The sequence below is a fragment of the Saccharothrix obliqua genome, from assembly GCF_019375475.1.
Classification (GTDB): domain Bacteria; phylum Actinomycetota; class Actinomycetes; order Mycobacteriales; family Pseudonocardiaceae; genus Actinosynnema; species Actinosynnema obliqua.
Genome location: NZ_JAHXGQ010000011.1, coordinates 114,359 through 140,969, shown reverse-complemented (window position 1 = coordinate 140,969; position 26,611 = coordinate 114,359). Strand labels below are relative to the sequence as shown.

Genomic DNA, 26,611 nt, shown 5'->3' with positions numbered 1-26,611 from the left:
CGCCCGGAGTCGATACCATGGTGCGGTGATCTTCTTCGGCATCATGCTCGCCGCGATCGGGGTGTCCACCCTGGTCTGGCGCGATGCCGACGTGCTCGGCCTGCCACCGGTCGCGGTCGGCGTCGCGCTGCTGGTGCTCGCCGCCGCGTCGGTCGTCCTCGGCCTCGGGCGGCGCAGGCGCAGGCGGGTCGCCCGCGGCGAGCCCGAGCCGGTGGGCTCGGTCCTCGACCGCGTGAAGGCCGTGCCCCGGTTGCTGCGGCACCGCAAGGCGTACGGGCTGCCGACGTCGCGGCTGGCCCAGTGGGGTCTCGCCCTGGTCTACCTGGTGTCCCCGATCGACCTGCTGCCGGAGCTGCTGCCCGTGGTCGGCATCACCGACGACGCGGGCGTCGCGGTGTGGTTGCTCACCAGCCTCTCCACCGCCGCGGGCCAGTACCTGGGCTGGGAGCGCTCGAAGCGGCCCGACGAGGTCCGCTCAGAAGAGCAGGACCGCGAGCCCTAGCGCGGCCACCACGTTCACCCCGGTCGACGCGGCGAACACGCCCACCGGCCGCCACCCGGCCTGCTTCAGCGCGCCCACCCGGAACTCCAGGCCGATGCTGACGAACGCCAGGATCAGGAACCACGTGCGCAGGTCGTTGACCACACCGATGGCGGCCTTGCCGGACGGCACCCACGCCAGGTACGCGGTGGCCGCGATGGACGTGACGAGGAAGCCGAGCACGAACTTAGGGAACCGCTGCCACAGCTGCCGCCCCGCCGACACCCCGACCGGCCTGCGCTCGACCTTCAGCGCGAAGTACGCGGTCAGCGCCACCGCCACCACGCCGAGCAGCGCGTTCTGCGTGACCTTGACGATGGTGGCGATCTGGAGGGATTCCTCGCCCGCGAGCGCGCCCGCCGCCGTGACGGCCGCGGTCGTGTCTATGTTCCCGCCGAGCCACGCGCCGGTGACCCGCGCGTCCAGCCCGAGCGCGGTCGCGGCGACCGGCAGCACGAAGATCGACGGCAGGGCGAACGCGATGACCAGGCTCGCGCTGTACGCGAGCTGCTCCCGCTTGGCCTGCACCGCGCCCGCCGCCGCGATGGCCGCGCTCACGCCGCAGATCGCCACCGCCGCCGACAGCAGCGCACGCAGCTTGTCGTCCAGGCCGAGCCGCCCGCCCAGCCACCACGAGAACCCGAACACCAGGCTGATCAGCACCACCGACTGCACGACGGCGGGCCCGGCCGCGGACACGATCACGCCGAGGTTGATCGACGCGCCGAGCAGCACCAGGCCCGTCTTGATGAAGAACTCGGTGCGGAACCCGCCGGACAGCCGCTCCCGCACGCCGGTCGCGGTCAGCACCGCGTTGCCCAGCAGGCCCAGCGCGATCGCGTAGATCGGGAACTCCACCGACGCGCCGATCCCCGCCAGGGCCGTGCCCCCGGTGGCGTCGGGCACCCACTTCGACAGGTACCGCGCCACCCACGCCAGGACGACCACCACCAGCACGCCCGCGGCGGCGTTGGCCACCGACCGCCCGGTCCTCGCCGACGTCGTCATCACGGCACCAGACCCGGGGTGAGCACACCGGCCAGCGCCAGCGCGAACAACGCCAGGCCGACCACCACCGCCAGCCAGTCCTCGTCGGGCCCCTTGCGCGCCGGTTCCTCGCTCATCGCTCACGCTCCACGATGCGGGAGATCAGGAGGTGCAAAACGCTAGCGACCCCAACGCAAAGCGTCACCGGCTCCCAGGATGTGGGAGTTCGCGGACACCGACCAGCAGGGTGGTGACGGCCGCCATGATGCGGGCGGTCGCCTCGTCCAGCACCGGTTTGGTCGGCTCCAGCCCGTACAGGTCCGACAGGTCGACCGGCGCGCCCGCCACCACGTGCACCTTCGTCCACGGCCGCGGCACGAACCGGCCGGGCGGCAGCAGCCGACGCGTGCCCCACTGCGCCACCGGCACCACCGGCGTCCGCGTCGCCAGCGCCAACCGCGCCACGCCGTTCTTGCCGCGCATCGGCCAGCCGTCCGGGTCGTTGCTGAACGTCCCCTCCGGGTAGACGATGACGCACTCGCCGTCGTCCAACGACGTGCGGGCCGCGTCCAGCGACCGCCCGGCACGCACCGACCCCCGGTCCACCGGGATGTGCCGGCCGGACGCCATCACCCAGCCCACCACCGGTGCCCGCCACAGGCTCGCCTTCGCGAAGTACCGGGGCACCCGGCCCGCGGCCAGGGTGAACGCCGTCAGCGTCACCGGGTCGGCGAACGACAGGTGGTTCGACGCCAGCAGCACCTTGCCCCGCTTGGGGATGTTCGCCTCGCCCGACATCCGCAGCCGGACGAACAGGACCACCAGCGGCCACAGCACGTCGATCGCCACCGAGTACCAGAAACCCCGGCCGCGCCTCGGCAACCGCCCGGTCAACACCACCATCCGCGTGAAACCCACGGCGTGATCTTCGGGCATCGGGCGCCATCGCACGCCCCGACCCGCCGAACCGGCACGCCGAGGCGTGATCTCCGTTCGGCTAGGGTCCCTCCCGTGACCGGGTTCAGCGGACCGAGTGCGGCGGAGAGCCGCATCACCGTGCTCCTCGTCGAGGACGACGAGGGTGACGCGGTGCTGGTCGAAGCGCTGCTGGAGGAGGTGGGCGCGGATTTCGCGCTGCGCCGCGCCCGAACGCTGCGCGAGGCGGTGCCCCTCGCGGCGAAAGTGGACTGCGTGCTGCTGGACCTCGGCCTGCCCGACACCACCGGGCTGGACGGGCTGACCAGGCTGCTCGCGCTCGACTCGCGCGCCGCGATCATCGTCCTCACCGGACTCGACGACGAGCGCCAGGGCGAGCGCGCGGTGGCCGCCGGCGCGGAGGACTTCCTGGTCAAAGGGCAGGTGGACGGTTCGGCGCTGCTGCGCGGCATCCGCTACGCGGTCGGCCGCAAGCACGCCGAGGAGACCCAGCGCCAGCTGCGTGACGAACAACTCCTGGCCGCCGAGAAGACCCGCCTGGAACGCGGCCTGCTGCCCTCGCCGATCCTGAGCCGGGGCGAGGGGCTGGGCCTGGAGTTCCGCTACCGGCCCGGCGGCAGCCGGATGCTGCTCGGCGGCGACTTCTTCGACGTCGTGCGCACCCCGGACGGCACGCTCCAGGCCATCGTGGGCGACGTGTGCGGGCACGGCCCGGACGAAGCGGCCCTCGGCGTGTTCCTGCGCATCGCGTGGCGGGCGCTCGTGCTGGCCGACCAGGAGCCGTCGCGGGTGCTGCGCACCCTGCACGAGATCCTGGAGCACGAGCGGCACCAGCCGGGCCTGTTCACCACCGCGTGCATGGTGACCGTGTCGCCGGACCGCCGCTGGGCACGCGTCTACCTGGCCGGGCACCCCGAGCCGATGCTGCTGGTCGACGACCGCGTCGTGGAGCTGCCCCGGGACCGCGCGGGCCTGCCGCTGGGCGTGCTGCCGGACAGCACGTGGAGCGGCCTGGACGTGCCGCTGCCACCCGGCTGGTCGCTGCTGATGTACACCGACGGACTGGTCGAGGGCCGCGTGCGGGGCGACACCGAGCGGCTCGGGTCGGAGCGGCTGATCGAGCTGATCAAGCAGGTCGCGCGGATCCGCCCGGACTGGCCCGACGCGCCGGACGTGCTGCTGGACGACCTCATCGCCCGGGTCAAGGACCTCAACGGCGGCGAACTGGACGACGACATGGCCGTGCTGCTCATCTCGGACGAGGGCTGAATGGACTACCGCACGCGATGGCCCGCGAGCAGGCTGCTGGTCGCCGCCGTCGCCATCCTGATCCTGGTGTGCGCGAGCGCCATCGGCGCGCTCGCCGTGGCGCTGAACGGCCTCACCGACGCGCGGGTCCGGCTGCTGGACCAGGTCGGCCCCGGCCGCCGCATCGTGCTGTCGCTGGACACCGCCCTGATCGACCAGGAGACCGGCGTCCGGGGTTTCGCGCTCACCGCCAACGACGACTTCCTGGAGCCCTACCGGTCCGGGCAGGCCACCGAGCGGGAGGCGGTGGCGAGCGCGCGGGCCGCGATCGCGCCCGTGCGCCCGGACCTCGCCGCCGACCTGGACCGCATCGCGGTGCTGATGGCCGAGTGGCGCTCCGGGTACGCCGAGGGCGTGGTCGCCGCGGTGCGTGCCGCCGGCTGGCCGTTGACCGACCAGGTGCGCGCGAACCGCGGCAAGGAGCTGTTCGACGAGGTGCGCGGCGCCGTCGGCACGCTCAAGGAGCAGCTCGACGTCGAGGCCGCGGACGCGCGCACCGAGCTGGACACCGTCGCCGACCAGGTGCTGTACCTCGTGGTCGGCCTGGGCGTGCTGCTGGTGGTGATCATCGCCGGGGTGGCCGTCGTGCTGCACCGCATCCTGATCCGGCCGCTGGCCGGTCTCGCCGACCAGGTGCGGCAGGTGTCGTCCGGCGATTTCGAGCACGCCGTGGAGACCGGCGGGCCCCGGGAGACGGTCATGCTGGGCCAGGACGTCGACCTCATGCGCACCCGCATCCTGCGTGACGTGGAAGACCTGCGCCGGTCCAACTCGGAGCTGGAGCAGTTCGCCTACGTCGCGTCGCACGACCTCCAGGAGCCGTTGCGGAAGGTCGCGAGCTTCTGCCAGCTGCTGGAGCGGCGGTACTCCGGCCAGCTCGACGAGCGCGGCGAGCAGTACCTGCGGTTCGCCGTCGACGGCGCGAAGCGGATGCAGGTGCTGATCAACGACCTGCTGGCGTTCTCGCGGGTCGGCCGCATCACCCGCGAGCGGGTGCCCGTCGACCTGGACGAGACGGTCGCGCAGGTGCTCGACAGCTACTCCGAGGTGATCGAGCGGACCGGCGCGCAGGTCGAGGTCGCGGACCTGCCGACGGTGCGCGGCGAGGCGTCGCTGCTCGGCGGCGTGTTCGGCAACCTGATCGGGAACGCCCTCAAGTTCCACGGCGAGGAGCCGCCGGTCGTGCGCGTCGCGGTGGAGCGGACCGGTGAGTTCTGGACGTTCACGGTGAGCGACAACGGCATCGGCATCGAGCCCGAGTACGCTGAGCGGATCTTCGTGATCTTCCAGCGCCTGCACCACAAGGACGACTACCCGGGCACGGGCATCGGACTCGCGATGTGCCGGAAGATAATCGAGTACCACGGCGGGGCCATCTGGTTGGACACGGGTGAAGACGTCGGCACCACTTTCAAGTTCACCCTGCCGGTAGTGGCGGGCGACGAAGGCACCGAGGACACCGATGAATGATTCGCTGAACGTGGTCGACGTCCTGCTGGTGGAGGACGACCCGGGCGACGCCCTGATGACCCAAGAGGCGTTCGAGCACCACAAGATCCGCAACCAGCTGCACGTGGTGCGGGACGGCGTGGAGGCCCTGGAGTTCCTCCGCCGCGAGGGCGGGCACGCCGACGCGCCCCGGCCGGGGCTGATCCTGCTCGACCTGAACCTCCCCAAGATGGACGGGCGGGAGGTGCTGGCCGAGGTCAAGGCCGACGCCGACCTGCGGACCATCCCCGTGGTGGTGCTCACCACGTCGGAGGCGGAGGAGGACATCCTGCGCAGCTACAACCTGCACGCCAACGCGTACGTGACGAAACCGGTCGACTTCGACCGCTTCATCGAGGTGGTCCGCCAGATCGACGACTTCTTCGTGACGGTGGTCAAGCTCCCCCGCTAGCGCTCGCTCCCCCGCGGCGTCATGCCCGCGGCTCCGCCGCAGACATGACGCCGCCGCTCGCGCAGCCGCTCTCGCGCAGTCGCTCTGTCGGTACTCGCTACCGGTACTCGCTGCCGGCCAACGCGCTCCGTCAGCCCACCACCCGGGCATCCTCCGGGTGCCGCTCCAGGTAGGCACGCACGAAGGGACACTGCGGAACCACGTCGAGGTCCCGCTCCCGAACCTCCGCGAGGGCCTGCTTGACCAACGCGCTGCCCAGCCCCTTGCCCTCCACCGACACCTCGGTGTGAGTGAACGTGATGCGGCCGGGCGCCAGGTCGTACTCCGCGAACCCGCCCAGTTCCCCGTCGAGGAAGACCTCGAAGCGGGACTTGGCGGCGTTGTCGGACACGGTCACACTCACGTAGCTACCCCTTTGTTCCGTCGTGCACATGGCTTGGTGCTCGCTTTATCCATCATTCCCAGCGTTACACCGGATGTGAAATCGAGCGCCCAAGCCCCGTTCGCGCTACTCTGCCCATACTCCCGAACATGCAGGTAGAACCCCCTGCCCCCACCTCCCCGCGTCACACTTACGGGCGAAGGTCGTGCGTTTCGGGCACTTCCGAGATACAGATTTCGTTGCCGTGAACAAGGAGCGCGGCACGGCGGCGAACCATGCGAGCCCACCCCAGGCCCCGCCCGCTCCAGGCCCACCACCACACCCACCGCCCTCCGCCCAGTCCCAGACACCCACTCAACCCGACGACCCCAGCCCAGCGACCCCTGCACACCCCACCCTGCCCCGTCCCAGCCCGCCCCTGCCACCCGCCCACCTGGCCCCGCCCCTGCCAACCGCGCACCCAGCGCGGCCCCAGGCACCCGGGCACCTCCGGCCACCGGACACCCCCAGCCACGCGACCCTGCCCCACACGGACACGCCTCCACGCCCTCGCCGGCACCACCGCAGCAACCCGCCACAGCACCCACCCCACCGACACCGCCACAGCACCGCAACGACCAGCCGAACCGGGACTCACAGCGCCCACCGCAAACCCGCGGTGCAAGATTGCGCGATGGACGTCTACCTGCTGATCCTGGGCGACCACCTGCCGGACCCGACGTCCGGCCGAGTGGTCACCGAGTCCGAGCGGCTGCGTGCGATCGTCGAGCAGGCCGTGGTCGCCGAGGAGGCGGGATTCACCGGCGTGGCGATCGGCGAGCACCACTTCACCAAGTACATCGTCAGCGCCCCGGAGCTGCTGCTCGCGACCATCGCCGAGCGCACCTCGACCCTCCGGCTGTCGACGGGCGTCACGCTGCTCGCCCACCACGACCCGGTGCGCGTCGCCGAGGAGCTGGCCATGCTCGACGTGCTGTCGGGCGGGCGGGCCGAGATGATCGTGGCGCGCGGCGTGTCGCAGCGGACGGACCTGGCGTTCGGCGTGCAGGACGACCTGCGCGCGAGGTTCGACGAGAACCTGCGCCTGCTGCTGCGCCTGCTGGAGGAACCCGACGTCAGCTGGTCCGGCCGCTTCCGCAGCCCGCTGGTGGACGTCACCACCACACCGCGCCCCCTCCAGCAGCCGCGGCCGATGGTGTGGATCGGGAGCGGCTCGGCGGTGTCGGCGGATTTGGCGGTGGAGTTGGGGTTGCCGTTGATGCTGCCCAGCACCCTGCGCGACCCGAGCACGCACCGCGCCGTGGTCGAGCGCTACCGGGAGGCGATGGGCGGGGGCGGGCGGGTCGCGTTGCCCAGCCACGTGTTCGTCGCCCCGACGGCGGCCGGTGCGCGGGCCGCCTGGCGGCCGCACCTGGAGGCGTACGCGCACTTCGCCGACCCGTGGCGGGGTGACGGGGACGTGGACGTGGCCGCGTTGATGGAGGGTGCGGCCGTGTGCGGGGATCCCGCGGAGGTCACCGGGCGGCTCAACGAGCTGGGCGCGTTGCTGGGGCTGGACGCCCAGCTCGTGATGGTGGACATCGGCGGGTTGCCGCATTCGGCCGTGCTGGACGCGATTCGCCTGTTCGGGGCCGAGGTGCTGCCCGGGTTGGAGAGGCGGCCGGCCGAGCGGTTGGGCTGAGCCGGCACCGGACGCGGGCGGCGCCGGCTGGTCGGAGCCCCCGGGCATCGCCTCGCCGCCGTCGAGGCACGTCAGGCCGGGTCCGGCAACCGGATCGCGGCGAGCTTGGCCGGATCGACCACGATCCGGATACCGGTGATCCGGCCATCGGCGACCGTGAAGGCGATGACGGAGAGCGGGGTGCCGTCGGAACGCCAGGACATGTGGCCGGGAACGCCGTCGACCAGCACGGGCCGGTGCCGCGCGGCCTCACCGGAGAACATGCGGGCACCGGAGGCGACCGCCGTGGCGCCCAGGGTGACGACCACGCCGCCGGCGGTGTCGACGGTCAGCTTCACGTCCGGGTCCAGGACGCGCAGGAGCGCTTCGAAGTCACCGCCGAGGGCGGCGGCGCGGAACGCCCGGACGGCCTCCCGGTGCTCGCGATCGGCACCGCCCACCGGCCGGTCCGCGGCCCGCACCTTGCGGCGCGCGCGGCTGGCGATCATCTTGGTGGCGTCGGCGGACTTGCCGAGGATCCGGCCGATCTCGTGGAACGGCACCGCGAACATGTCGTGCAGGACGAACGCCAGGCGCTCGCCCGGCGCCAGCGAGTCGAGCACGACGAGCAGCGCGAGCCCGACCGAATCACCCAGCACGGCCTGCTCGTCCGGCGCGAGGTCGTCGGCGGGTGTCACCACGAGTCCGCAGGCGGTCTCGGAACGGGCCTGGCGGGAGCGCAGGAGGTCCAGGCTGAGGCGGCCGACGACGGTGGTCAGCCAAGCCGCCGGGTTCGCGATGGTCGCCTGGTCCTGGCGGGCCAGGCGCACCCACGCTTCCTGGACCACGTCCTCGGCGTCGGCGTGCGAGCCCAGCACGCGGTATGCGACGGCGCGCAGCCGATCGCGCTGGGTCTCGAACGCCTCTGTCACGACTTGCGCTGCTGACGCAGCGAGATGCGGTTGCCGTCGGGGTCCACGGCCTCGATGCGGACCCCGAACGGGTACTCCACGGGTTCGGGCTCGTCGAAGGTGACGCCACGCCGGCGCATGACCTCGAAGTCCTCCCGAAGGTCGTCGGACTCGAGGACCACCGGGCCCGGCCGCCCCGCCGCGGACGACCACAGGATGACCTGCACCGGGCTGGAGGGAACGCCGACGGTCAGGAAACGCCCGTCCGGTCCCGCGAAGTCGATCCGCTTCTCCAGCCCGAGCCCCTCGGTGTAGAACTCCAGCGCGCGGTCCTGGTCGGTGACGTGGACCGTCACGTACATGATGTTGGTCAGCATCGGGCTTCCCCCTGCACTCGTCCGTGTTGGTGCGACGACCTCGGCGGTCGTCGTCCCTATGACGAGTGGCGGCGCGAGAAGGTAACAGGCGGCTCAGACGAGGGCGGCGCGCTGCCTGCGCAACGGCACGATCAGCGGCGTTTCGGTCTCCGGGTCGGGAATCACGCGACACGGCAACCCGAACACGTCCTCCACCAACTCCGCCGTCACGATGTCCGCGGGCCGCCCCTGGGCGACCACGCCCTCACCGGGCTTCATGGCGATCAGGTGCGTGGCGTACCGACACGCCTGGTTCAGGTCGTGCAACACGGCCACAAGCGTGCGCCCACCGTCCTCGTGCAGCTGCGCGCACAGGTCAAGTACCTCGATCTGGTGAGCGATGTCCAGGAACGTGGTGGGCTCGTCGAGCAACAGAATCGGCGTCTGCTGCGCAAGCACCATCGCGAGCCACACGCGCTGCCGCTGCCCACCGGACAACTCGTCCACCAGACGGTCACCGAGGTCGTGCACGCCGGTGAGCCGCATGGCGTTGGCGCTGACCTCCTCGTCCTCCACGGACCACTGCCGCAGCAGCCGCTGGTGCGGGTACCGGCCACGGGCGACGAGTTCGGCCACGGTGATGCCGCCGGGCGCGATGGACGACTGCGGCAGCAGCCCCAACCGCCGTGCGACCTCCTTGGAGCGATAAGAGGCGATGGCCGCACCGTCCAGGTACACGGTGCCCGTGCGGGGCTTGAGCATCCGTGCGAGCGCTTTCAGCACGGTGGACTTGCCGCACGCGTTGGGTCCGACGATCACCGTGAACGACTCGTCCGGGATCACCACGTCGAGACCGTCGGCCACAAGCCGCTCGTCGTACGCCAGAGTCAGGTCATTGGCGCGCAGACGAGTGCCTTCCAGGGGCACCAAGGTCACCACGGCGTTCCCCTCTCCAACGTTTAGGTGAGGCTAACCGAAGGAATTGCGGAGGTCGACCGGCAGTCGGGGAAGCGGTGAACATCACATGAACTCGATTCGGTCAACCCCACGACCCTGACACGCTGCGGGCGCACCGACCCCGGCCCGGAGGGCGACATGGAAGAGTTCCCGTGGGACGTGCTCATCGGTTGCGTCGCGCTCGCGGTGGCGTTGTTCGCGTTCTTGTGGGAGTTCGTGTTCATCGGCCGGAAGAGCCTCGGCTACCGGTGGCAGATGGATACCACCACCAGCGGGTTGGTGACACCCGATGACGCGCAGGTGTCGCTGCTGACCACGCGCGGGGGCAACGGCGGGCAGGTGAACGACCCCTCCATCGCCCTGCTGCGCATCGAGAACACCGGGATGAGCAACATCACCCCCAGCGACTACGCGGGCATGCCGAGCGACGAGGAGGAGGACCGGGAGACCGCGCTGCGCGTGGAGTTCCCGGGCCGACGCGTGGTGGGCCTGGTGGTGACGGAGATCAGCCAACCGCACATCACCACGATGGTCACCCGGCAGGCCGGGCTGCGGATCGCCAACCGCCGCAACGGGGAGGACCACGTCGGCGTCATCGAGCTGCCCGCCGTGCCGCTGAACCGGCGCGACCACTACAAGCTCCTGATCGCCCTGGAACGGGGCGCGGGCGCACCGCCCCGGTTCCCGCCGCCCCTGGTGGTGGGCGGTATCCAGGGCGGGCGGATGCGGCAGACGCGCAACCGCATCGGACCGTCGTGGAAGAGCACCGCGCTCGCCGCGACGCTCTCGCTGGCGCTGGCGACCCTGGTGGTCATCTCCCTCAACCGCGAGGACCCGGCGCCGCTGGACTGCGCGCGGGGCGACCTCACCGTGGTGGGTTCGACGGCGTTCCAGCGGGTGGTGGAGCAATCCGCGGCGATGTACCGGAAGACGTGCCCGGAGGCGCGGATCCAGGTGGAGGCGGCCGGCAGCGGCGCGGGTCTGCGGCGGTTGGACGAGCAGGGGCGGCAGGGGCGGGGTTCAGCGCTGGTCGCGTTCTCCGACGGGCCGAAACCGGACGGGTTCCCGGGCCTGCTGCCGAGGCCGACCGCGTTCTCCCTGTTCAGCCTGGTGATTCACCCGGACGCGGGTGTGCAGGACCTGTCGACGGACCAGATCCGGCGGCTGTACGAGGGCGGCATCGCGAACTGGAACGAGGTGGGCGGCGCGGACGTGCCGGTGGTGGTGATCAGCCGCGAGCCGGGTTCGGGCACGCGCACCGCGTTCCAGCGCCGGGTGCTGGGCGGTGAGCGGGAGCCCGCGACGAACTCCGACGACTGCCGCACCCTGGACCCGGGTGGTCGGCCGGGTGCGGTGCGGTGCGAGCGTGCCACCACGGAGGAAGTGCTGAACACGGTGGCGCACACGCGTGGCGCGATCGGCTACAGCGAGGCGAAGGCGGCGGCCGAGCGGGCGGACCTGCGGCTGGTGCGGATCGACGGCCACCCGGCGACGCTGGACGGCGCGGACCGCGGCGCCTACCCGTTCTGGGAGACCGAGTACGCGTACACGTACGGCGAGCCGCCCGCCGACTCGGTGGCGGCGAGTTTCCTGCGTTACCTCACCAATGAAGTGGGCAAGGACATCATCCGCACCTCGGGGAACCGGCCGTGCGCGGAGCTGGAGAACCCGCAGCGGTGCGCGCCCGCGCAGTAGCTCCGATGTGGACGGTCAGCCGAGCGGTGCGGCGGTGACGGCGTAGGCGGCCTGGGAGGGCACGTTCGGGCCGCGGTGGTCGAGCACGGACCGGAGGATCTCACCCACGCGCACGGACGTGTTGGACAGCAGCGAGGACGAGATGCCGTGCGTGTGCTCGGTCCCGCCCTGGAGGTAGATCCCGCCGACGACGTCGTCACCGGTGGCCAACCGGTAGTCGCGGTCGACGCGCAACCGGCCGCGCTCGTCCCGCGCGCAGCGGCCCGCGAGGTCGCCGAGCAACGCGGTGGGGTCGGCTTCGCGGTAGCCGGTGGCGTAGACGACGGCGTCCGCGTCGAGCGTTTCACGGCTGCCGTCGGCGAGGGATTCGACGGTGACGCGCACGCCGTCGGGGTGTTCCTCCTGCCTGGCCACGCGGGACATGTTCAGCAGACGGAGACGTTGCTCGCCGAGCACCTTCTCCCGGTACACACGGCGGTACAGGTCGGCGATGAGGTCGTTGTCCACCACGGCGTAGTTGGTGTTCGCGTGGTACTCCATGAGCTTGCGCTTGACCTCTTCCGGGGCGCCGTAGAAGTCGTCGACGGCGTTCGGGTCGAAGATGCGGTTGGCGAAGGAGCTGTCGTCGGCGGGGCTGTAGCCGTAACGGGCGAACACCGCGCACACCTCGGCGTCGCGGAACCGGTCGTGCAGGAACGCCGCGACCTCCGCGCCGCTCTGCCCCGCGCCGACCACGACGAGGCGCTTCGGGTTCTCCAGCGCGGTCACGCGGTGCAGGAAGTCGCGGTTGTGCCACACCCGGTCGGTCTGGGTGACGCCTTCGGGCAGGCAGGCGCGCAAACCCGTGGCCAGCACCAGGTTCCGGGCGCGCCGCACCTCCCGTTCACCGCTCGCGGTGGTGGACGTGACGTCGAAGTGGGTCACCGCGCCGTCCACGACCACGGGCGCCACGGACACGACGTCATGGCGGTAGGACACCAGGTCGTCCACGCGGTCGGCGGCCCACTCGAAGTAGTCGTGGAACTCGACGCGCAGCGGGAACAGGTTCTTGTGGTTGATGAAGTCGACCAGGCGACCTTTGCCGTGCAGGTAGTTGAGGAAGCTGAAGGAGCTGACGGGGTTGCGCAGCGTCACCAGGTCTTTGAGGAACGAGACCTGCATCGTGGCGTCGTCGATCAGCATTCCCCGGTGCCAGCCGAAGGCCGCCTGCCGCTCCAGGAAGTGGGCGGTCACCACGTCTTCGGGTCGCGCGGTGGCGTTGTGCTCGGTGACGGCGATCGCCAGCGCCAGGTTCGACGGACCGAAGCCGACGCCGAGGACGTCGAAGACAGGTGGCTGTGGCATGACTGTCCCATCGGTGCGACAACAGGGAGTGATCGAACTTCGGTTACCCTAACCTAAGTTCAGCACACGTGGGAGTGATCCGGACCTCTCCGCGGCCCAGGCTAGCCCCGCCCGGGAACACGGGGAAGGAGGTCGCACGGGCTCCACCGCGGCCCCGTCGCCACACGACTTCGGACCCGGACTCCCGACAACCACTCGAACGGCGCAGCCGACACCGCCGGGTGGCGTAGGACGAGGACCCGATCGGGCGCACACCCCATGCCGAAACAGCACAAACCATCCATAAAGGACAGGATCGCTCCAGGTCCGATGTGGACTCACCGGGTGCGCGACAGCCGCCGCGCACCGATCAGGCGAGCAAGGCGCGCCCGGCCGGGGTCAACTCGGCCGGCGACCACTGCCCGTGACCACCGGACGGGGCCGGTCGGAGCAAGCCGGCGTGGGCGAGTTGACGTGCGACCGCCTGATCGCTGCACAGGAGGCCGTCCACCCGGAGGTCGGGTTCCCGGCTGAGCGTTACTTCGGCGCGGCCGGCCGCGATGGCGCGCAACACCGCGCGCGCCCGATGGGACAGTTCGTCCATGATCTTCACCGTTGTTCCGCAGTGCTTCCACCGCGTTTATCGCCGCGACCCCCTGAAGTCTTACCGGTTAGGGTCGGGTACATGGGAACAGTCGCGGCCGTCAGTCGTAGCGCGGAGTACACGTTCACCAAACCCGTACAGGATCGCATCCGGCTGGTGGTCGGGCTCGGCGTGGAAGGGGACGTTCACGCGGGAGTGACGGTCAAGCACCGTTCCCGGGTGAGGCGTGACCCTTCGCAACCGAACCTGCGCCAGGTGCACCTCATGCACGCCGAGCTGCACGACGAGCTGAACGACCTCGGCTTCGCCGTCGACGCCGGTCAACTGGGCGAGAACGTCACCACGCGCGGGATCGACCTGCTCAGCCTGCCCACCGGCGCACTGCTGCGCATCGGCGACACCGCCGTGGTGGAGGTGACCGGGCTGCGCAACCCGTGCGCGCAGATCGAGGCGTTCCGGGAGGGCCTGCTGCGGCACGTCGTGCACCGCGACGACCACGACGAGGTGGTGCGTCGCGCCGGGATCATGTCCGTCGTCCGCGTGGGCGGCGACGTGCGGCCCGGCGACGCGATCCACGTCGAACTGCCCGCCGGCCCGCACAGCCCGCTGCGGCCGGTGTGACCGCGGACCTCGCCGGCGCGGTCGTCCTGGTGACCGGCGCGAGCGGCGGCATCGGCGCGGGTGTGGCCCGCCGGTTCGCCGCCGCCGGGGCGCACGTGGTCGCCCACCACCACCGGGGCGAGGTGGACCTCGCCGACGTGCTCGCCCTGCGTGCCGACCTGGCCGACGAGCACGGGTGCCGGCGGCTGGTCCAGGAGGCCGCGGCGTGGCGCGGCCGGCTCGACGCCGTGGTGAACTGCGCGGGCGTGCAGCCGGTGCGGGCGTTGGAGGGCATGACCGCCGACGAGTGGCGCGCGGTCGTGGACACCAACCTGACCATGGCGTTCAACTGCACGCAGGCGGCCGTGTCGGTGCTACGCGGGACCGGCGGGTCCATCACGCACATCGCCTCCATCGAGGGCACGCACCCGGCGCCGGGCCACGCGCACTACGCGTCGGCCAAGGCGGCGCTGATCATGCACGCGCGGTCGGCGGCCCTGGAGTACGGCGGGTACGGCGTCCGCGTGAACACGGTGTCACCCGGCCTGGTCGACCGGCCCGGCCTGGCGCGGGACTGGCCGGACGGCGTGCGCCGCTGGCACGACGCCGCGCCGCTGGGCAGGCTCGGCACGCCCGACGACATCGGCGACGCGTGCGTGTTCCTCGCCTCGCCGATGGCGTCGTTCATCACCGGTCACGACCTCGTGGTGGACGGCGGTGTCGGCGCGCGCCCCACGTGGTGAGCGCGTCAGTCCTCCGCGAGGATCGGCTGGGCGACCGCGAACGCCCGGTTCGCCGCCGGCACGCCCGCGTAGACGCCCACCTGCAACAAGACCTCCTTGATCTCGTCGCGGGTCAGGCCGTTGCGCAGCGCGGCACGCACGTGCATCGCCAGCTCCGCTTCGTGCCCGAGGGTCGCGAGCATCGCCAGCGTCACGCACGACCGCGTCCGCCGGTCCAGGCCCGGCCGGGTCCAGATCGAACCCCACGCGTACTCGGTGATCAGCTCCTGGAAGTCCGCGGTGAACGCGTCGGTCCGCGCCACCGCGCGGTCCACGTGCTCGTCGCCGAGCACTTCACGCCGCACCCGCATCCCGTCGTCGTACCTGCTCATCCCAAATGCTCCCGCATGATTGCGGACACCTCGTCCGCCGCCTCCACGTTCGCCAGGTGCGCGGCCTCCACCACGTGCAGCCGCGCGCCGGGCACGGCGTCCGCGATGGCGCGCAGGCACTCCGGCGGCGTCGCCTCGTCACGCGCGCCCGCGATCACCGCGGTCGGCGCTTCGATCGCGGGCAGCACGGACCGCAGGTCCAGTGCCGCCAACGCCTCGCAACAACCCGCGTAGCTCTCGTCGTCCACGCTCGCCAGCATCTCCTCGAACCGCGTCACCGTCTCCGGCGAGCGCTCGCGCAGAGCGGGCGTGAACCAGCGGTCCACGACGGCGGCGGCGATGGAGCCGGTGCCCGCGGCACGCACGGCCGCCGCGCGCTCCAGCCACGGCGCGGCGGCCGTGTAGGTCGCCGCCGTGCAGCACAGCACCAGCCGGTCGACGCGCTCCGGCGCGTGCCCCGCCAGGTACATGCCGACCATCGCGCCCATCGACACGCCGCAGTACGACACGCGTTGGAAGCCGAGGCCGTCCAGCAGCTCCAGCACGTCGTCGGCCAGGTCGTCGATCCGGTACGGGCCGGGCGACGCGGGGCTGCCGCCGTGCCCGCGGTGGTCGTAGCGCAGCACCCGGAACCGCTGCTCCAGCTCCGGGGCCTGCCGGTCCCACAGCCGGGTCGTGGTGCCCAGCGAGTTGCCGAGCACGACGACCGGCGCGTCCTCCGGTCCGCTCAACTCGTAGTGCAGCTTCACCGCGCGCCCCTCCCCCGGCTCGTCCGCACCGGGGCGGTCGGGCGGAACGGCTCAGACGTCGAAGAAGACGGTTTCATGCTCCCCTTGCAAGTGGATGTCGAAGGTGTAGCCGGTCGGGTTGCGCGTGGCGATGAGCGTGCTCCGCGCGGCCGGGTCGTCGATGGCGCACAGCACCGGGTCGTCCGCGTTGGCCTCCTCGTCCGGGAAGTAGATCCGGGTGACCAGCCGCACCAGCATCCCCCGGCAGAACACCGAGACGTTGAGGTGGGGCGCTTCCAGCCCGTCCGCGGCCGGCAGCGGGCCGGGTTTCACGGTGAGGACACCGTAGCGGCCCGCCTCGTCGGTGGGACACCGGCCGAAGCCCCGGAAATCCTTCCAGCGCACCGCGCCACGCGGGTCGTCGGGGTGGTCGAAGCGGCCGTCCGGATCGGCCTGCCAGGTCTCCACGACGGCGTCCGGCACCGGGACGCCTTCGCCGTCGAGCACGCGGCCTTCGATGCGGAACGCGCCGGGCGTGCCTTCGGGCACCACGAACGGGCCGTCGTCCCACGGCAGGCCGATGGCGAAGAACGGCCCGACGGTCTGCGACGGGGTGGTCTGGAGTTCAGTCATCGTCGTCCTCGTCCTCCAGCGGCGTGGGGTTCTTGCCCCGCAGCACGATGTCCCACTCGTAGCCCAACGACCACTCCGGCACCGTGCGGTCCATGTCGAACCGGGCGACCATGGCCGCGCGTGCCTTCGGGTCGCGCACCGAGTTGTAGATCGGGTCCTGGAAGAACAACGGGTCGCCCGGGAAGTACATCTGGGTGATCAGCCGCTGCGTGAACGCCGTGCCGAACAGCGAGAAGTGGATGTGCGCCGGCCGCCACGCGTTGTCGTGGTTGCGCCACGGGTACGCGCCGGGCTGGATCGTGGTGAACGTGTAGCGCCCCTCGGCGTCGGTGATGGTGCGGCCGACGCCGGTGAAGTTCGGGTCCAGCGGCGCGGGGTGGCGGTCGCCGTCGTGCCGGTACCGGCCGCCCGCGTTGGCCTGCCACACCTCCAGCAGGGTGCCCGCGACCGGGCGACCGTCACCGTCCAGCACGCGACCGGACACGGTGATCCGCTGGCCCTGCGGCTCGCCCGCGTGACCGACCGTGAGGTCGTTGTCGTGCGGGCCGACGCGGCCCTCGCCGAGCAGCGGGCCGGTGATCTCGCCGAGCCGCTGCGGCAGCAGCGCCAGCGGCCGGTGCGGCGACCGCAGCGCGTTGGACCGGTAGTCCGGCCAACGCACCGGTGGGTGCGACCCGGTGTCCCGCCGGTAGTGCGGCGTGGTGGTGTCCAGTGGCACCGCGCCCTCCTGTTCCTCCGCCGTGGGGTGGGTCCGCCGGGCGGCGCGCGCGGGCCGCCGGGGGTGGTCGGACCGTAGGTGCGGCCGTTTCGACGGGTCAACGGTCACTTCCACTGAACGGAAGCCGGGGCGGGCGGGCCTCCGCGCCGCGGCGGGCTAGGGTGGGTGGGCCACGCTCGGGGGAGTCCGACGCCGGGTTCCACTCGCCCACGAGGACGGCTGACATGCCCGAACCGCCGAACACCGGCCCGATCCGGATGCTGCTGGTCGAGGACCACGACATGGTGGCCGAGGCGATCGGGCTGGCACTCCAGCGGGACCCGGGAGTGGTCGTGGTGGCCACCGCGCGGTCGGTCCGGGAGGCCCGCGACGCGACCGCCCGCCACCGGCCGGACGTGGTCGTGCTCGACCGCCGCCTGCCCGACGGGGACGGCGTCGCCCTCATCCCCCACCTGCGCGGGCTCGGCGCACGGGTGCTCGTGCTGACCGGCGAGGCGACCGCGGCCGTGGCCACCCGGGTCGCCGACGCGGGCGGTTCGGGGCTGGTGCTCAAATCGGCGCGGCTGGACCACCTGGCGGACGCCGTGCGCCGCGTCGCGCGTGGTGAGGCGGTGTTCGACGGGAACCTGCTCACCGGTGTGCTGGACCGCCTCACCGGCCGGGTCCGGGCCACCGGGACGTCGCTCACCGCGCGGGAGCGCGAAACGCTGGAACTGCTCGCCGACGGCGCGTCCACGGACGAGATCGGCCACCGGCTCGGCGTCACCCGCAACACCGTGCGCAACCACGTGCAGCGGGTGCTGGACAAGCTCGGCGCGCGGTCGAAGCTGGAGGCCGTCTCCATCGCCCGCCGGGAGGGCCTGGTCGACTAGGGGTAGTGCATACGCACCAGGCACGCCGGCACGGGTGCGTCTCGTCCCCCGGCCTCCGGTGCTCCAGAGTGCCGACGTGGATGTCCCTGCGACGGACCTGGTGGCGGACTTCAGCCCGCCCGGCGGTCCCGGCAGCGCCGCCCTCGCCCGTGACTTCACCCGTCGAACGCTGACCGGTTGGGGCTACCGCGGCGCGCACGACGACGTGGTGCTGGTGGTGTCCGAGCTGGTCGCGAACGCCGACCGGCACGGCGGCGGCCTGGCCGTGCTGCGGCTGACCGGCGGCGTGGAACGCGTGCTGGTCGAGGTCTCCGACGGCAGTGCCCTGCGCCCGTGGCCACGCCCGCGGGGCACGACCGGCGGTTGGGGGCTGCCCCTGATCGGGAGGCTGGCCCGGCGCTGGGGCGTCCTGCCTCGCGGTGACGGGAAGGTCGTGTGGTGCGAGCTGGCCTGACCGCGGTGCACAGTGTGCCCATGCCCCACCCACGGCGGTCACCCGACCGCATGCCTGAATCGGCCTTTCAGCTCCTCGTCGAGGGCGTGCTCGACTACGCGATATTCATGCTCGACCCGGACGGGCACATCGTGAGCTGGAACATCGGCGCGGAGCGGATCAAGGGCTACACCGAGGCCGAGGTGCTGGGCAGGCACTTCTCGGTGTTCTACCCGCCGGAGGACATCGCCGCGGGCAAACCGGAGCGCGAGCTGGAGTCCGCCGTCGCGGACGGGCGGCTGGAGGACGAGGGCTGGCGGCTGCGCAAGGACGGCACCCGGTTCTGGGCGAACGTCGTCATCACCGCGTTGTTCGACGGCGACGGCCGGTTGCGCGGGTTCGGCAAGGTCACCCGCGACATGACCGAGCGCCGCCGCGCCGAGCAGGCCCTGCTGGAGCGGCGGCGGCTGGTCACCCACCTGGTCGAGGCGCAGGAGCTGGAGCGGCGGCGGATCGCGTGGGACGTGCACGACGACTCCATCCAGTCGATGGTGGCCGTCGGGATGCGGCTGCAACTGCTCGCGGACCGGCTGGGCGAGGAGCACGCGCCGACCGTGCGGCGGCTGGACGACGCGGTGCGCACCGCGGTCGACCGGTTGCGGTTGCTGGTGTTCCGGCTGCGCCCGCCCGAGATCGCGGACCGCGGCCTGGTACGCGCCATCACCGCGTACCTGGCCGACGCGGCGCCCGCGTTCGGCCTGGACCACGTGGTGCGCGACGAGCTGGAGCGCGAACCACCCGCCGACACCGCCGTCACCATCTACCGCATCTTCCAGGAAGCCCTCGCCAACGTGCACAAGCACGCCCGTGCCAGCACCGTCGAGGTGCGGCTGTCCACGGTGGACCGGGGGACGTTGGTGGAGGTGTCCGACGACGGGGTGGGCGTCGTCATGTCCGCCGACCTGCAAGCCGGCCTGGAGCACTTCGGCATGATCGAGATGAGGGAGCGGGCGGAGACGGCGGGCGGCTGGTGGACGTTCGCCGCACGTCCGGGCGGCGGCACCTCGGTCCGGTTCTGGCTGCCCACCACCCCATGACCACGGTCCTGATCTGCGACGACGACGCCTTGATCCGCGAGGCGCTGCACGAGGTGCTGACCGCCGAACCGGACCTGACCGTGGTGGCCGCCGCCCGCAACGCCACCGACGCCGTCGACCTCGCCGAGCGGCACTCACCCGATGTGGTGGTTGTGGATATTCGGATGCCCGGCGGTGGCGGCATCCACGTGGCCCGCGAACTGCGTCATCGGTGCCCGTCGGCACGCATCATGGTGTTCTCCGCGCACGCGGATCCGGCGGCCATCGCCGAGATGCGCCTCGCGGGCGTCACCGAGTACCTGGTGAAGGGCGTGCCGAACCGGGAGATCGTGGCGACGGTGCGCAAGCTGGCGCGCCCGCGGGAGTTGTGACCGGTCCCGACCTGCCGTAACGTCAGTTGCCAGCCAGCCCACGGCATCGGGAGTGCGGGCATGGAGCAGCCGCTGATCACCGTCGACTCCGCCCGGTGGGGTGACGTCCTGGTGGTCTCCGTCGCGGGTGAGGTCGACCAGGACACCGCGCCCCGGGTACGCGCCGCGCTGCGCGGGCGGGCCGCGGCGCTCGTGCTGGACCTCAGCGCCGTCACGTTCTTCGGCTCCGCCGGCATCCGGGTACTGCTCGACGCCCACCGCGAGGTGGCCGCCTTCGCCGTGGTGGCCGCGAACCGCCCCGTCCTGCGCCCGCTGGAGGCCACCGGCCTCGACTGCCACCTGCCGCTGTGCCCGTCGCCGGCCGCGGCACTCGACCGCGTCCGGCGCACGGGCACCCGCGCTTAGCCGTCGAGCCGCCCGCCACGCACCGCGGCCAACAGCGCACCAACCGCCCCACCTTCCCGGAAACCCAACACCGGACCATCGGGGTTCTTCGAATCCCGCACCGCCACCAACCCGCGCGCCACCTCCACACACGAATCGGTGTTGGTGCTACGCGTCGACTTCCGCCACTCGCTCATCGGAACTCCCTCACCTAACCGTCGAACCGCCCGCCGCGCACCGCCACCAGCAGCGCGCCAACCGCCCGTCCCTCCCGAAAACCCAACACCGGACCATGAGGGTTTTTCGAATCCCGCACCGCCACCAACCCGCGGGCCACCTCCACACATGAATTCGTGTTGGTGCTACGCGTCGACTTCCGCCACCCGCTCATCCGAACTCCTTCACCCGATCGGCCTCACGTGCGATCAATTGCGTGGTCTCGTCCGCGTCCAACGCGATTTCCCGCAGTTGGTCGACGGCTTCCCGGTACGCCGCCATGTCCTCGACGTCCTGGTAGAAGAGCCCGCTGCGCCGGTTCTCGACGTGCACGACGCTCAACGCCTCGGTGTCCAGGACCATGAAGGCGCCCTCCAGCGCGGGGTGCCAGCCCACCGCCTCCGGGATCACGTGCAGCTCGACGTTGGGCCACTCCGCCACCTTCACCAGGTGGTCGAGCTGCTCCGCCATGACCTCCGGGCCACCGATGCCCGCCCGCAACGCCGGTACGCCGATGAACGCCGTGTACCGCACACGGTCAACACGCTTGAGCACGTCCTGCCGCCCCAGCCGGGTGGCGACGCGGATCTCGACGTCCTCCGGCGGCACCCCGCCCGCGCGCATGACCGCCCGCGCGTACCCGCTGGTCTGCACCAGGCCGGGGACCAGCAGCGGTGAGACGTCGGTGATCCCGGTCGCCACCTGCTCCAGGCTCAGCAGGGCGGACAGCTGCGAGCGCAGGTCCGGGATCGCCACCGCCATCCAGACGGCGTCGTCGGGCACGCGCGACATGTCCACGATCCGCTCGCGCTCGGCGCCCTCGACCCCGAGCGCGCGGAGGATGGCGAGGACCACGTGCGGCGCCGGTGGCCGCTCGCCGGACTCCGCCCGGGACAGCGAGCTGTGGTCGACGCCGAGGCGTTTGGCCAGCTCGCGCAGCGTCACGCCGGCGTTGTCCCGGGCCGCGCGGAGTTCGGCCCCGAGCGCCACGGATTTCGGACTGGTGCGTCCCATGACCACAGCATAGGGCCCACCGCACCCCGCTCGATGACCACTCGATCGGGGAATTGACGAAGGTGGTGCGCACCGAGAATTCTGGTGCGCACCGGAATTCTCGAATCGGAAGGCAGCCCATTCCATGACCGCGACACCCATCAGCGGAGAACTGTGCAGCTGGGTCCACTACGACGCCGCGACACCGATCACCTACGCGCTCCAGGCGGATTCCGTCGCGCTGTCCTTCGGGCGGGGCGAGCTGGAACTGGCCCTGACCGAAGCCGCGCTGGAGCGCCTGGTCGCCGTCGGCGGCGCGGCGCTGCGCGCGTTGCGCGACGGCACCGTCAGTCCTGCTCCAACCCCAGGTAGAAGGCAATGAGGCGGAGCAGATGATCAGTGTCCACCGGCTTGGTCACGTAGTCCGTCGCCCCGGACGCGAGGCTCTTCTCCCGGTCACCCTTCATGGCCTTCGCCGTCACCGCGATCACCGGCAGGTCCTCGTACCGCGCCATGGCGCGGATAGCGGCCATCGTCGCGTTGCCGTCCAGCTCCGGCATCATGATGTCCATCAGCACCAACGACACGTCGTCGTACTGCTCCAGCGCACGCACGCCGGTGATCCCGTTGTCCGCGTAGATCACCTCCAAGCCGTGCAGCTCCAGCACGCTGGTCAGCGCGAACACGTTGCGCAGGTCGTCGTCCACGATCAGGACCTTCTCGCCGTGGAACCGCATCGGCGCGGGCGGCAGGTCGGCGGGCGCCGGCGGCGCCTCCGCCGCGGGCGTCGCGACCGGGAGCCGCGGCTGGGGCGCGGCGGGTGGCGCCGGGAGTTCCGGCTCCGCGGGCAGCGGCACCAGCGCCTGGTCGGCCAGCGGCAGGTAGAGGGTGAACGTGGAACCCGCGCCGGGTTCGCTGCGCACGTCCAGGCGGCCGTCCAGCAGCGCCGCCAGCTCCCGGCTGATGGACAGGCCGAGGCCCGTGCCGCCGTACTTGCGCGACGTCGTGCCGTCGGCCTGCTGGAACGCCTCGAAGATCACCGACAGCTTCTCCGCCGGGATGCCGATGCCGGTGTCGTGCACGTCGAACGCCACCGCGTTCTCGGCGTGCCGGATGCGCAGCCGGATCTCGCCGTCGTGGGTGAACTTCACCGCGTTGGACAGCAGGTTGCGCAGGATCTGCTGCAACCGGTGCTCGTCGGTGTGCAGGGTGGAGGGCACGTCCGACTCCACGACGACGTCGAACGACAGCCCCTTCTCCGCCGCCAGCGGCAGGGTCAGCGCCTCCACGTAACCCACGACGTCGGACACCCGCACCGGGTCGGTCTGCACCTGCATGTGCCCCGACTCGACCTTCGTCAGGTCCAGGATGTCGTCGATCAGCTGCAACAGGTCCGTGCCCGACGAGTGGATGGTGCGCGCGAACTCGACCTGCTTGGGGTTGAGGTTGCCGTCCAGGTTGTCCGCGAGCAGCTTCGCCAGGATCAGCAGCGAGTTCAGCGGCGTGCGCAGCTCGTGCGACATGTTGGCCATGAACTCCGACTTGTACTTCGAGGCCGACGAGAGCTGCCGCGCCCGTGCCTCCAGCTCCACCGAGCCCGCGCGCAGCTCCTCGGTGAGCCGCTGCGACTCGACCAGCAGGCTGTCCGTGCGGGCGTTGGCGAGCATCGTGTTCACGTTGACGCCGATGTTCTCCTTGAGCTGGTCCAGCAGGTCCAGGTGCACCTCGGTGAACTCGCCGAACGAGCCCAGCTCGATCACGCCCAGCGTCTCGCCCTGGAACACCACCGGCAGGATCACCAGGTTGACCGGCGGCGCGGAGCCCATGCCCGACCCGATCTCCACGTAACCCGGCGGCACGTCCCGCACCAGGACCGTCTTCTTCTCCACCGCCACCTGGCCGACCAGCGACTCGCCGCGGGAGAACCGGGTCGGCCGCCCGCTCGGCTGGTAGGCGTAGGTGGCGGTCAGCTCCAGCGCGTCGGACTCGCCGTCGACCAGGAAGAACGCCCCGTGCTGCGCGGACACCAGCGGCGTCAGCTCGCTCATCACCAGCGACGCCATGGCGTGCAGGTCGCGGTGCCCCTGCATGAGACCGGACAGCCGGGCCAGGTTCGTCTTCAGCCAGTCCTGCTCCTCGTTGGCGCGGGTCGTCTCGCGCAGGTTCAGGATCATCCGGTTGACGTTGTCCTTCAGCTCGGCGACCTCGCCGGACGCGTCCACGGTGATCTGCCGGGTCAGGTCGCCCTCGGTCACCGCGGTGGCCACCACGGCGATCGCCCGCACCTGCCGGGTCAGGTTGCCGGCCAGCTCGTTGACGTTCTCGGTGAGCCGCTTCCAGGTGCCGGACACGCCCTCCACCTCGGCCTGGCCGCCGAGCTTGCCCTCGGTGCCGACCTCGCGCGCCACGCGCGTCACCTCGTCCGCGAACGACGAGAGCTGATCCACCATCGTGTTGATCGTCGTCTTCAGCTCCAGGATCTCGCCCCGCGCGTCCACGTCGATCTTCTTCGACAGGTCCCCACGCGCGACGGCGGTGGTCACCTGGGCGATGTTGCGCACCTGGTTGGTCAGGTTGTTCGCCATGAAGTTGACGTTCTCGGTGAGGTCCTTCCAGGTGCCCGCCACGTTCGGCACGCGGGCCTGGCCGCCGAGGATGCCCTCGGTGCCGACCTCGCGGGACACGCGGGTCACCTCGTCGGCGAACGCCCGCAGCGTGTCGACCATGCCGTTGATGGTGTCGGCGAGCGCGGCGATCTCGCCCTTGGCCTCCACCGTGATCTTCTTCGACAGGTCGCCGCCCGCGACCGCCGTCGCCACCGCCGCGATGCTGCGGACCTGGGTGGACAGGTTGTCCGCCATGACGTTCACGTTGTCCGTGAGGTCCTTCCAGGTGCCCGCCACCCCCGGCACGCGGGCCTGGCCGCCCAACCGGCCGTCCGTGCCGACCTCACGCGCCACGCGCGTCACCTCGTCGGCGAACGACGAGAGCTGGTCCACCATCGTGTTGATGGTCGACTTCAACTCCAGGATCTCGCCGCGGGCGTCCACGGTGATCTTCTGCGAGAGATCGCCGCCCGCCACGGCCGTGGTCACCTGGGCGATGTTGCGGACCTGCGCCGTGAGGTTGTTGGCCATGAAGTTCACCGAGTCGGTGAGGTCACGCCACGTGCCGCCGACACCCGGCACCTGAGCCTGACCACCCAGCCGACCATCCGTGCCGACCTCGCGCGCGACCCGCGTCACCTCGTCGGCGAACGACGAGAGCTGATCCACCATCGTGTTGACGGTGTCCTTCAGCTCCAGGATCTCGCCCCGCGCGTTCACGGTGATCTTCTGCGACAGGTCGCCGCGGGCCACCGCCGTCGCCACCTGGGCGATGTTGCGCACCTGGGAGGTCAGGTTGCCCGCCATGAAATTCACCGAGTCGGTCAGATCACGCCACGTCCCCGCGACACCCGGCACCTGGGCCTGACCACCCAACCGGCCGTCGCTGCCGACCTCCCGCGCCACGCGCGTCACCTCGGCCGCGAAGGACGACAACTGATCCACCATCGTGTTGATCGTCGTTTTGAGCTGGAGGATCTCGCCCCGCGCGTCGACGTCGATCTTCTGCGACAGGTCGCCCTGCGCCACGGCCGTGGTCACCTGGGCGATGTTGCGCACCTGGGAGGTCAGGTTGCCCGCCATGAAGTTCACCGAGTCGGTCAGATCACGCCACGTCCCCGCGACACCCGAGACCTGGGCCTGACCACCCAACCGGCCCTCGGTGCCCACCTCGCGCGCGACCCGCGTCACCTCGTCGGCGAACGACGAGAGCTGGTCCACCATCGTGTTGATGGTCGACTTCAGCTCCAGGATCTCGCCCCGGGCGTCCACGGTGATCTTCTGCGACAGGTCGCCCTGGGCCACCGCCGTCGCCACCTGGGCGATGTTGCGCACCTGGGAGGTCAGGTTGTTCGCCATGAAGTTGACGTTGTCGGTGAGGTCGCGCCACGTGCCACCGACACCAGGCACCTGGGCCTGACCACCCAACCGGCCATCCGTGCCGACCTCGCGCGCCACCCGCGTCACCTCGTCCGCGAACGACGAGAGCTGATCCACCATCGTGTTGACGGTGTCCTTCAGCTCCAGCATCTCGCCCGCGACGGTGACCGTGATCTTCTGCGACAGGTCGCCCTGCGCCACCGCCGTCGCCACCTGGGCGATGTCGCGGACCTGCGCGGTCAGGTTGTCGGACATGAAGTTCACCGAGTCGGTGAGGTCCTTCCAGGTGCCCGCCACACCCGGCACGGTGGCCTTGCCGCCGAGCCGGCCGTCCGTGCCGACCTCGCGCGCCACCCGCGTGACCTCGCCCGCGAACGTGCGCAGGGTGGCGGTCATCGAGTTGAAGCTGTCCACCAGGTTGGCGACCTCGCCGCGGCCCGCGACGGTCAACTGCTGCGACAGGTCGCCCCGTGCCACGGCCGCGAGCACCCGGCTCAGCTCCGTGGTCGGCCGGGTCAGGTCGTCGATGAGCCCGTTGACGGCGTCGGCGGCCATCTCCCAGCCCATCGGCCCCGCACCCGGGCCGAGTCGCTCGCCCAGTCTGCCCTCCTGGCCCACCGCCTGCCGGACCCGCACCAGCTCGCCCACCAGCCACTGGTTGCGCTCCGCGATCTCGTTGAACGTGCGGGCGAGTTCGCCCGGCACGCCTCGCGACACGACGAGGCGGCGGCGGAAGTTGCCGTCCCGCATCTCGCGCATCGCGGTCAGCAGCCGGGCGAGGGTCACGTCCGTGTCGTCCTGCGCGGTCGTCACGAGGGCCTCCAACGTCAGCGGATCTGGGCCAAGCCTGCCACTGTCTGTGGTGGCGTGTCCGCTAGGTTGGGCACGACCCGACACACAGGAGCC

At 71.4% G+C, this 26,611-nt stretch carries 30 protein-coding genes; 14 read left to right on the top strand and 16 right to left on the bottom strand.

Annotated elements, in window-relative coordinates; all coding sequences use genetic code 11:
• Positions 1 to 25 precede the first annotated feature (25 nt).
• Complete coding sequence (locus tag KZQ38_RS29180; protein WP_219446443.1) at positions 26 to 502, top strand: YkvA family protein; 477 nt, start codon at positions 26 to 28, stop codon at positions 500 to 502.
• Here KZQ38_RS29180 and KZQ38_RS29175 read toward each other — a convergent pair.
• On the bottom strand, positions 476 to 1,549 hold the full coding sequence (locus KZQ38_RS29175) for a YeiH family protein (RefSeq protein WP_219446441.1): 1,074 nt from the start codon (positions 1,547 to 1,549) through the stop codon (positions 476 to 478). The genes KZQ38_RS29180 and KZQ38_RS29175 overlap by 27 nt on opposite strands.
• A 180-nt stretch (positions 1,550 to 1,729) precedes the next feature.
• The gene (locus KZQ38_RS29170; protein ID WP_257902503.1) at positions 1,730 to 2,464 is read right to left on the bottom strand and encodes a lysophospholipid acyltransferase family protein; all 735 of its coding nucleotides are present in this window, start codon (positions 2,462 to 2,464) and stop codon (positions 1,730 to 1,732) included.
• Between the two features lie 75 nt (positions 2,465 to 2,539).
• Here KZQ38_RS29170 and KZQ38_RS37310 point away from each other — a divergent pair, with 75 nt between their 5' ends.
• Genes KZQ38_RS37310 through KZQ38_RS29155 form a run of 3 tightly spaced genes read left to right on the top strand, consistent with a single transcriptional unit; the run spans position 2,540 to position 5,672 of the window.
• Entirely contained in the window at positions 2,540 to 3,733 is a 1,194-nt protein-coding gene (locus tag KZQ38_RS37310; protein ID WP_219446439.1) for a PP2C family protein-serine/threonine phosphatase, read from the top strand.
• Positions 3,734 to 5,242 carry a sensor histidine kinase gene (locus tag KZQ38_RS29160; protein ID WP_219446437.1) on the top strand — a complete coding sequence of 503 codons (1,509 nt, stop codon included), beginning with the start codon at positions 3,734 to 3,736 and terminating at the stop codon, positions 5,240 to 5,242.
• Positions 5,235 to 5,672 carry a response regulator gene (locus KZQ38_RS29155; protein WP_219446435.1) on the top strand — a complete coding sequence of 146 codons (438 nt, stop codon included), beginning with the start codon at positions 5,235 to 5,237 and terminating at the stop codon, positions 5,670 to 5,672. The genes KZQ38_RS29160 and KZQ38_RS29155 overlap by 8 nt, the downstream gene beginning before the upstream one ends.
• Before the next feature lie 130 nt (positions 5,673 to 5,802).
• Here the strand turns inward: KZQ38_RS29155 and KZQ38_RS29150 are convergent, their stop codons facing one another.
• Positions 5,803 to 6,075: a GNAT family N-acetyltransferase gene (locus KZQ38_RS29150; RefSeq protein ID WP_308258650.1), complete on the bottom strand. Its 273-nt coding sequence runs from the start codon at positions 6,073 to 6,075 to the stop codon at positions 5,803 to 5,805.
• A gap of 652 nt (positions 6,076 to 6,727) precedes the next feature.
• On the opposite strand from KZQ38_RS29150, the gene KZQ38_RS29145 reads away from it, so the two are divergent.
• Positions 6,728 to 7,735 carry an LLM class flavin-dependent oxidoreductase gene (locus tag KZQ38_RS29145; protein WP_219446431.1) on the top strand — a complete coding sequence of 336 codons (1,008 nt, stop codon included), beginning with the start codon at positions 6,728 to 6,730 and terminating at the stop codon, positions 7,733 to 7,735.
• 71 nt (positions 7,736 to 7,806) lie between these two features.
• On the opposite strand, the gene KZQ38_RS29140 is transcribed toward KZQ38_RS29145, so the two are convergent.
• The 3 genes from KZQ38_RS29140 to KZQ38_RS29130 form a co-directional block, all read right to left on the bottom strand.
• Positions 7,807 to 8,646, bottom strand: a complete 840-nt coding sequence (locus tag KZQ38_RS29140; protein WP_219446430.1) for a sigma-70 family RNA polymerase sigma factor — start codon at positions 8,644 to 8,646, stop codon at positions 7,807 to 7,809.
• On the bottom strand, positions 8,643 to 9,002 hold the full coding sequence (locus KZQ38_RS29135; protein WP_219446428.1) for a VOC family protein: 360 nt from the start codon (positions 9,000 to 9,002) through the stop codon (positions 8,643 to 8,645). The genes KZQ38_RS29140 and KZQ38_RS29135 overlap by 4 nt, the downstream gene beginning before the upstream one ends.
• Positions 9,003 to 9,095: 93 nt before the next feature.
• On the bottom strand, positions 9,096 to 9,917 hold the full coding sequence (locus KZQ38_RS29130) for an ABC transporter ATP-binding protein (protein WP_308258649.1): 822 nt from the start codon (positions 9,915 to 9,917) through the stop codon (positions 9,096 to 9,098).
• 159 nt (positions 9,918 to 10,076) lie between these two features.
• Here KZQ38_RS29130 and KZQ38_RS29125 point away from each other — a divergent pair, with 159 nt between their 5' ends.
• Positions 10,077 to 11,633, top strand: a complete 1,557-nt coding sequence (locus tag KZQ38_RS29125) for a PstS family phosphate ABC transporter substrate-binding protein (RefSeq protein ID WP_219446424.1) — start codon at positions 10,077 to 10,079, stop codon at positions 11,631 to 11,633.
• Between the two features lie 15 nt (positions 11,634 to 11,648).
• Here the strand turns inward: KZQ38_RS29125 and KZQ38_RS29120 are convergent, their stop codons facing one another.
• Together KZQ38_RS29120 and KZQ38_RS29115 are read right to left on the bottom strand one after the other, a co-directional pair.
• Positions 11,649 to 12,977, bottom strand: coding sequence for a lysine N(6)-hydroxylase/L-ornithine N(5)-oxygenase family protein (locus KZQ38_RS29120; protein WP_219446422.1), 1,329 nt, complete (start codon positions 12,975 to 12,977; stop codon positions 11,649 to 11,651).
• Between the two features lie 349 nt (positions 12,978 to 13,326).
• Complete coding sequence (locus KZQ38_RS29115) at positions 13,327 to 13,560, bottom strand: hypothetical protein (protein WP_219446420.1); 234 nt, start codon at positions 13,558 to 13,560, stop codon at positions 13,327 to 13,329.
• Positions 13,561 to 13,779: 219 nt separating this feature from the next.
• Between KZQ38_RS29115 and KZQ38_RS29110 the strand changes: the two genes are divergently transcribed.
• Both KZQ38_RS29110 and KZQ38_RS29105 read left to right on the top strand, forming a co-directional pair.
• On the top strand, positions 13,780 to 14,181 hold the full coding sequence (locus KZQ38_RS29110) for an MOSC domain-containing protein (RefSeq protein ID WP_308258648.1): 402 nt from the start codon (positions 13,780 to 13,782) through the stop codon (positions 14,179 to 14,181).
• The gene (locus KZQ38_RS29105; protein WP_219446416.1) at positions 14,178 to 14,903 is read left to right on the top strand and encodes an SDR family NAD(P)-dependent oxidoreductase; all 726 of its coding nucleotides are present in this window, start codon (positions 14,178 to 14,180) and stop codon (positions 14,901 to 14,903) included. The genes KZQ38_RS29110 and KZQ38_RS29105 overlap by 4 nt, the downstream gene beginning before the upstream one ends.
• A gap of 5 nt (positions 14,904 to 14,908) precedes the next feature.
• Here the strand turns inward: KZQ38_RS29105 and pcaC are convergent, their stop codons facing one another.
• From pcaC to pcaH, 4 genes are read right to left on the bottom strand one after another with little or no spacing between them, the layout of a single operon-like run.
• The gene (pcaC, locus tag KZQ38_RS29100; RefSeq protein ID WP_219446414.1) at positions 14,909 to 15,274 is read right to left on the bottom strand and encodes a 4-carboxymuconolactone decarboxylase; all 366 of its coding nucleotides are present in this window, start codon (positions 15,272 to 15,274) and stop codon (positions 14,909 to 14,911) included.
• Positions 15,271 to 16,023 carry a 3-oxoadipate enol-lactonase gene (gene pcaD, locus KZQ38_RS29095; protein ID WP_219446412.1) on the bottom strand — a complete coding sequence of 251 codons (753 nt, stop codon included), beginning with the start codon at positions 16,021 to 16,023 and terminating at the stop codon, positions 15,271 to 15,273. Before pcaD ends, pcaC begins: the two co-directional genes overlap by 4 nt.
• 51 nt (positions 16,024 to 16,074) lie before the next feature.
• Positions 16,075 to 16,635 carry a protocatechuate 3,4-dioxygenase subunit alpha gene (pcaG, locus tag KZQ38_RS29090; protein ID WP_219446410.1) on the bottom strand — a complete coding sequence of 187 codons (561 nt, stop codon included), beginning with the start codon at positions 16,633 to 16,635 and terminating at the stop codon, positions 16,075 to 16,077.
• A complete protein-coding gene (pcaH, locus tag KZQ38_RS29085; RefSeq protein ID WP_219446408.1) occupies positions 16,628 to 17,353 on the bottom strand; it encodes a protocatechuate 3,4-dioxygenase subunit beta in 726 nt (241 codons plus the stop codon). The genes pcaG and pcaH overlap by 8 nt, the downstream gene beginning before the upstream one ends.
• A 224-nt stretch (positions 17,354 to 17,577) precedes the next feature.
• On the opposite strand from pcaH, the gene KZQ38_RS29080 reads away from it, so the two are divergent.
• From KZQ38_RS29080 to KZQ38_RS29060, 5 genes are all read left to right on the top strand, one after another.
• Complete coding sequence (locus KZQ38_RS29080; RefSeq protein WP_257902502.1) at positions 17,578 to 18,225, top strand: response regulator transcription factor; 648 nt, start codon at positions 17,578 to 17,580, stop codon at positions 18,223 to 18,225.
• Between the two features lie 76 nt (positions 18,226 to 18,301).
• Entirely contained in the window at positions 18,302 to 18,679 is a 378-nt protein-coding gene (locus KZQ38_RS29075) for an ATP-binding protein (protein ID WP_308258647.1), read from the top strand.
• Between the two features lie 50 nt (positions 18,680 to 18,729).
• Positions 18,730 to 19,755, top strand: coding sequence for a PAS domain-containing sensor histidine kinase (locus tag KZQ38_RS29070; RefSeq protein ID WP_257902501.1), 1,026 nt, complete (start codon positions 18,730 to 18,732; stop codon positions 19,753 to 19,755).
• The gene (locus KZQ38_RS29065) at positions 19,752 to 20,126 is read left to right on the top strand and encodes a response regulator (protein ID WP_219446404.1); all 375 of its coding nucleotides are present in this window, start codon (positions 19,752 to 19,754) and stop codon (positions 20,124 to 20,126) included. Before KZQ38_RS29070 ends, KZQ38_RS29065 begins: the two co-directional genes overlap by 4 nt.
• Before the next feature lie 60 nt (positions 20,127 to 20,186).
• Positions 20,187 to 20,531: an STAS domain-containing protein gene (locus KZQ38_RS29060; protein WP_219446402.1), complete on the top strand. Its 345-nt coding sequence runs from the start codon at positions 20,187 to 20,189 to the stop codon at positions 20,529 to 20,531.
• Here the strand turns inward: KZQ38_RS29060 and KZQ38_RS29055 are convergent.
• Genes KZQ38_RS29055 through KZQ38_RS29045 form a run of 3 tightly spaced genes read right to left on the bottom strand, consistent with a single transcriptional unit; the run spans position 20,528 to position 21,740 of the window.
• Positions 20,528 to 20,707, bottom strand: coding sequence for a DUF397 domain-containing protein (locus KZQ38_RS29055; RefSeq protein WP_219446400.1), 180 nt, complete (start codon positions 20,705 to 20,707; stop codon positions 20,528 to 20,530). The two genes, KZQ38_RS29060 and KZQ38_RS29055, sit on opposite strands and share 4 nt — an antisense overlap.
• 14 nt (positions 20,708 to 20,721) lie before the next feature.
• Positions 20,722 to 20,901 carry a DUF397 domain-containing protein gene (locus KZQ38_RS29050; protein WP_219446399.1) on the bottom strand — a complete coding sequence of 60 codons (180 nt, stop codon included), beginning with the start codon at positions 20,899 to 20,901 and terminating at the stop codon, positions 20,722 to 20,724.
• Positions 20,898 to 21,740 carry a helix-turn-helix domain-containing protein gene (locus tag KZQ38_RS29045; protein WP_219446397.1) on the bottom strand — a complete coding sequence of 281 codons (843 nt, stop codon included), beginning with the start codon at positions 21,738 to 21,740 and terminating at the stop codon, positions 20,898 to 20,900. The genes KZQ38_RS29050 and KZQ38_RS29045 overlap by 4 nt, the downstream gene beginning before the upstream one ends.
• 124 nt (positions 21,741 to 21,864) lie before the next feature.
• On the opposite strand from KZQ38_RS29045, the gene KZQ38_RS29040 reads away from it, so the two are divergent.
• On the top strand, positions 21,865 to 22,101 hold the full coding sequence (locus tag KZQ38_RS29040; RefSeq protein ID WP_219446395.1) for a hypothetical protein: 237 nt from the start codon (positions 21,865 to 21,867) through the stop codon (positions 22,099 to 22,101).
• On the opposite strand, the gene KZQ38_RS29035 is transcribed toward KZQ38_RS29040, so the two are convergent.
• A complete protein-coding gene (locus tag KZQ38_RS29035) occupies positions 22,067 to 26,518 on the bottom strand; it encodes a hybrid sensor histidine kinase/response regulator (protein ID WP_372452297.1) in 4,452 nt (1,483 codons plus the stop codon). The genes KZQ38_RS29040 and KZQ38_RS29035 overlap by 35 nt on opposite strands.
• Positions 26,519 to 26,611 lie beyond the last annotated feature (93 nt).

Coding starts and splice junctions, on each gene's coding strand:
- KZQ38_RS29175 (WP_219446441.1), bottom strand. CDS start 1,549: ATGACGACGTCGGCGAGGACCGGGCGGTCGGTGGCCAACGCCGCCGCG.
- KZQ38_RS29170 (WP_257902503.1), bottom strand. CDS start 2,464: ATGCCCGAAGATCACGCCGTGGGTTTCACGCGGATGGTGGTGTTGACC.
- KZQ38_RS29160 (WP_219446437.1), top strand. CDS start 3,734: ATGGACTACCGCACGCGATGGCCCGCGAGCAGGCTGCTGGTCGCCGCC.
- KZQ38_RS29155 (WP_219446435.1), top strand. CDS start 5,235: ATGAATGATTCGCTGAACGTGGTCGACGTCCTGCTGGTGGAGGACGAC.
- KZQ38_RS29145 (WP_219446431.1), top strand. CDS start 6,728: ATGGACGTCTACCTGCTGATCCTGGGCGACCACCTGCCGGACCCGACG.
- KZQ38_RS29135 (WP_219446428.1), bottom strand. CDS start 9,002: ATGCTGACCAACATCATGTACGTGACGGTCCACGTCACCGACCAGGAC.
- KZQ38_RS29125 (WP_219446424.1), top strand. CDS start 10,077: ATGGAAGAGTTCCCGTGGGACGTGCTCATCGGTTGCGTCGCGCTCGCG.
- KZQ38_RS29120 (WP_219446422.1), bottom strand. CDS start 12,977: ATGCCACAGCCACCTGTCTTCGACGTCCTCGGCGTCGGCTTCGGTCCG.
- KZQ38_RS29115 (WP_219446420.1), bottom strand. CDS start 13,560: ATGGACGAACTGTCCCATCGGGCGCGCGCGGTGTTGCGCGCCATCGCG.
- pcaC (WP_219446414.1), bottom strand. CDS start 15,274: ATGAGCAGGTACGACGACGGGATGCGGGTGCGGCGTGAAGTGCTCGGC.
- pcaG (WP_219446410.1), bottom strand. CDS start 16,635: ATGACTGAACTCCAGACCACCCCGTCGCAGACCGTCGGGCCGTTCTTC.
- KZQ38_RS29080 (WP_257902502.1), top strand. CDS start 17,578: ATGCCCGAACCGCCGAACACCGGCCCGATCCGGATGCTGCTGGTCGAG.
- KZQ38_RS29070 (WP_257902501.1), top strand. CDS start 18,730: ATGCCTGAATCGGCCTTTCAGCTCCTCGTCGAGGGCGTGCTCGACTAC.
- KZQ38_RS29065 (WP_219446404.1), top strand. CDS start 19,752: ATGACCACGGTCCTGATCTGCGACGACGACGCCTTGATCCGCGAGGCG.
- KZQ38_RS29060 (WP_219446402.1), top strand. CDS start 20,187: ATGGAGCAGCCGCTGATCACCGTCGACTCCGCCCGGTGGGGTGACGTC.
- KZQ38_RS29055 (WP_219446400.1), bottom strand. CDS start 20,707: ATGAGCGAGTGGCGGAAGTCGACGCGTAGCACCAACACCGATTCGTGT.
- KZQ38_RS29050 (WP_219446399.1), bottom strand. CDS start 20,901: ATGAGCGGGTGGCGGAAGTCGACGCGTAGCACCAACACGAATTCATGT.
- KZQ38_RS29045 (WP_219446397.1), bottom strand. CDS start 21,740: ATGGGACGCACCAGTCCGAAATCCGTGGCGCTCGGGGCCGAACTCCGC.
- KZQ38_RS29040 (WP_219446395.1), top strand. CDS start 21,865: ATGACCGCGACACCCATCAGCGGAGAACTGTGCAGCTGGGTCCACTAC.